Origin of the sequence: Pseudomonas sp. KCJK9111 (assembly GCF_046231935.1) — a bacterium.
Classification (GTDB): domain Bacteria; phylum Pseudomonadota; class Gammaproteobacteria; order Pseudomonadales; family Pseudomonadaceae; genus Aquipseudomonas; species Aquipseudomonas parafulva_B.
Map to the genome: position 1 here is coordinate 1 of NZ_JBJJMO010000056.1, position 3963 is coordinate 3963.

Here is a 3963-nt window from a genome sequence, read left to right on the forward strand (position 1 = left end):
AAGATCAAAAGCAAGATCAAAAGCCAAAGCCAAAGCCAAAGCCAGATCAAGAGCAAGAGCAAGAGCAAGAGCAAGAGCAAGAGCAAGATCAAGAGCAAGAGCAAGAGCAAGAGCAAAGCCCCCTAAATCCTGCCCCCGGCCAAGCGTCTCTCAAGCGACTACCGCCCATTCGCTTGCTTGCGAGGATTCACCATGTCCACCGCTACCAGCCTTGCTCAGGTCCCACCGGCCACCACCCCGCACCCCCTATACGAATTCACCGATTCGCCCCTGCTGCACCGCCAGCAGCAACAGGAATCCAATGCCCGCAGCTACCCCCGCCGTATCCCGCTGGCGCTCAAGCGCGCCCGTGGCATTTATGTCGAGGACGTCGAAGGCCGCCAGTTCATCGATTGCCTGGCCGGTGCCGGTACGCTGGCGCTGGGCCACAACCACCCCGTGGTCGTCGAAGCCATCCAGCGCGTGCTGGCCGATGAACTCCCCCTGCACACCCTGGACCTGACCACCCCAGTCAAGGACCGCTTCGTCCAGGACCTGTTCGCCGTGCTGCCCGAAGCACTGCGCCGTGAAGCCAAGGTGCAGTTCTGTGGCCCGACCGGTACCGATGCGGTGGAGGCCGCGCTCAAGCTGGTGCGCAGCGCCACCGGCCGCAGCACGGTCCTGACCTTCCAGGGCGCCTACCACGGCATGAGCCAAGGGGCACTCAGCCTGATGGGTAGCCTGGGTCCCAAGCAGCCCCTGGGCGCATTGCTGGGCAGCGGCGTGCAGTTCATGCCATACCCCTACGACTACCGCTGCCCGTTCGGCCTGGGCGGCGAGGCGGGGGTGAAGGCCAACCTGCACTACCTGGAAAACCTGCTGCTCGACCCCGAAAGCGGGGTGCCGCTGCCAGCCGCGGTGATTCTGGAAGTGGTACAGGGCGAAGGCGGCGTGATACCCGCCGACATCGAGTGGCTCAAGGGCGTACGGCGCATCACCGAGCAGGCGGGTGTTGCGCTGATCGTCGATGAAATCCAGAGCGGTTTCGCCCGTACCGGACGCATGTTCGCCTTCGAACACGCCGGTATCGTGCCAGACGTCATCACCCTATCCAAGGCCATCGGTGGCAGCCTGCCCCTGGCCGTGGTGGTCTACCGCGACTGGCTCGACACCTGGAAGCCAGGCGCCCATGCCGGCACCTTCCGCGGCAACCAGATGGCCATGGCCGCAGGGTCTGCCGTGCTCGAATACCTGGTCGAGCACCGCCTGGCCGACCATGCCGAGGCCATGGGTCAGCGCCTGCGCGGGCATTTGCAGCGCCTGCAGGCAGATTATCCGCAGTTGGGGGATATCCGTGGTCGGGGGTTGATGCTGGGCGTGGAATTGGTCGATCCGCAAGGCATGGCAGACGCCCAGGGGCACCCGCCAGCCAACCGCGAACTGGCCCCGCGCGTACAGCGCGAGTGCCTCAAGCGAGGCCTGATCCTGGAACTCGGTGGCCGCCACGGAGCAGTGGTGCGTTTCCTGCCACCCTTGATCATCAGCGACGAGCAGGTCGACGAGGTCGCTCAGCGCTTCGCCGCTGCCGTGGCCGCAGCGGTCTGAGTCCAGGCGGGGGCCGCGTGCCCCCGGCTTTGCCCCTTCAGTCCAGGGATCTGCCTGCGCGCCAGTAGCCCATCAGGGTCAGCCATTGACGTGGCAACCCGCGCTCCTTGATCAAATGGCGACGGATGGCCATGACTGTGGCCGACTCGCCCGCCACCCAGGCGTGGAACACGCTGCAGGCCGTACTGGCCTGTTCCCACAGAATGCGCGTGTCGATATCGATATCCTCCAGCCTGGCCTTGGGCACTGCGTGCCCCTGGGGCAGTCGGGCCAGTTCACGCACGGCATGCAGCATGGCCTGGCCCTGCTCGCAGTTCAAAAGATCCCGTGGCAGCCAGTGCAGCTCAACGCCGCTGCCGTGACGCACCTCCAGGCAGTCGGCCTGCAAGGGCACTTCGATGAACGCCTGCACCGCCAGGTCCGGTTGCGTCACGGCCAGGGCTTCGAGGATGCCGGCAATCGCTGGCAGCGCCGTCTCATCCCCGACCAGCAACACGTTGCGTACCCCTTGCGGCGGGTTCCACTCGTACCCACCAGGGTCTCCCGCATAGGCCAGGTTCGGTGCCAGCGTCTGCAGGCGATCTCCCGGCAGCGCCTGGGTAGCCCAGGCCGAGGCGGGGCCGTTGACACCGTGCAAGACGAAATCCACGTCCACCTCCAATGCCTCTGGGCGCAGCGCGCGCAAGGTGTAGGTACGCATCGGTGGGCGCTGCTCGGCAGCGAGCGCGCTGTGGGCGGCCTTCCAGTGCTGGTCGGCGGGCAGTTGCGCAAGGGACCCATCGGGCGCCGGGAAGAACAGCTTCACCCGCTGGTCCGGTGCCAGGGTGGTCATCTGCGCCACGTCGGGGCCGGTGAACACCAGCCGGGTGAGCGAGGGGGTAAGGGTCAGGCGGCGGCTGAGCACCAGGTCGAACAGGCGGTAGGGCTGGGCTTGGCGCCTGGCGCCGCCAATCAGACGGCGCAGGCTTTGCTGGAGGGTTTGGGTCATGCGGGCTGGGCTGGGCATGGGGCGTTCTCGTGCAGACGTCTTTGCTGAGAAACGAGCCGACGCCCAGGCAAATTAACCGCGCCTTACCAACCGCGACCGGAGTTCACCCAGAAGTTGACCGACAGCGAGGTGGACACCGACTCCACCTGGTGGAACCAACCCTCGGGCAAGAACAGCAGGTCGCCGGCTTGCAGCACCACACGCAGGAACGGCACATCGCGGGCGGCCGGGAAACGCTGGTAGTCGGCGGCATCGGGGTTGAAGTCGCAGCCGTCCAGGCCACCCTTGGGGCTGGTCGACCAGGTGCCCAGCGCCGGACGGTGATGCGGGGCGGCAAGGATGAACGACTTCTGCCCCCAGACCTGGGCGAACAGGTTGTCGGTGTCATCCCGGTGCAAGGGTGTGAGCGTGCCCTTGGGCCCAATCCAGATGCGCGGCGCGATGTAGCGCGAACGCTCGAAGTAGTCGGGGAAGCGGATCAGCGCCAGGAGCTTTTCCGGGACGATGTTGTTGCCCATGTAGGCCGGGGTTTCACCCGGTTTGGCCGGCGTGTCCAGCGAGGCAATGAAATCGGCCATGGAGGTTGAGCGAAAGTCGCGGTCGGTGGAGAAGGTTTTCTTCACATAATCGCCGTGGCGGGTGATGCCTTGCAGCTCGGCAAAGTGCGCGATGGACGCCTCACGCCCCATGCTGAACAGCGGCCAGTCGTGCAGGGCATCGCTCATCACCACCGGCATGCCCAGCGGCAGGTACTCCCGGGCAAAACGCTCGGCTGACAGCTGCGCCCGCGGCAGGCGGGGTACCTCACGCAGCACAGGCTGCGCTGCCGATACACGTTCGCTGATGCGTGCAGGCGTGGGGTAGCGTTGATTCATGGCCACCTTGCTGGCCGAAGTACCTTGCCGCGCGCTGTTGATGATCTGCGGCAGCAGCGTGGCCAGGCCCATGTTGCCGGTGATCTTCAGCCGCGCACTGGCGAACAGTTCCTCGACATTGGCCGTGCCGCCCATGATCCCGAGAAAGTCGCGTTCGGCCACCTCGATGGTGACGTCCGGCGCGGCGTGGCGGCCAACACCGGTGCGGCTCTGCTCGCGCACCTCCGACCAGAAGGCCCGGTCATGGGCGAAGACGAACTGGTAGACGCCCTCGATGCCCACGCCATGGGCATTGGCGAACAGCCTGCTGAGAATGCTCTGAAGGTCCACGGTCAACCCCTGTCGATCTGTCGTTGTGCAGGGTTAACGAGCGATACGAGCACCGATTTAACCGGCGCCTCACCGGCATGCCTGGCGCCAGCGCCTAAGCTGCGCGGCTAATTTTCTCGCGTCTTCCTACGTCCCGTAGGGATAGCCGAGCCAACGCTCGATACCCAACTGTATGGAAGGTCGCAG

Annotated in this window: 3 protein-coding genes; 1 reads left to right on the top strand and 2 read right to left on the bottom strand. The window is 65.6% G+C overall.

Going from position 1 to position 3963, the window contains the following annotated elements:
* The first annotated feature begins 192 nt into the window (after positions 1-192).
* A complete protein-coding gene (locus ACK59L_RS17040; RefSeq protein WP_409274905.1) occupies positions 193-1584 on the top strand; it encodes an aspartate aminotransferase family protein in 1392 nt (463 codons plus the stop codon).
* Positions 1585-1621: 37 nt separating this feature from the next.
* Here ACK59L_RS17040 and ACK59L_RS17045 read toward each other — a convergent pair whose 3' ends face one another.
* Positions 1622-2590, bottom strand: a complete 969-nt coding sequence (locus ACK59L_RS17045) for a siderophore-interacting protein (RefSeq protein WP_409274907.1) — start codon at positions 2588-2590, stop codon at positions 1622-1624.
* 65 nt (positions 2591-2655) lie between these two features.
* On the bottom strand, positions 2656-3777 hold the full coding sequence (locus ACK59L_RS17050) for a cupin-like domain-containing protein (RefSeq protein ID WP_409274909.1): 1122 nt from the start codon (positions 3775-3777) through the stop codon (positions 2656-2658).
* Between the last annotated feature and the right edge of the window lie 186 nt (positions 3778-3963).

Coding starts and splice junctions, on each gene's coding strand:
- ACK59L_RS17040 (WP_409274905.1), top strand. CDS start 193: ATGTCCACCGCTACCAGCCTTGCTCAGGTCCCACCGGCCACCACCCCG.
- ACK59L_RS17045 (WP_409274907.1), bottom strand. CDS start 2,590: ATGCCCAGCCCAGCCCGCATGACCCAAACCCTCCAGCAAAGCCTGCGC.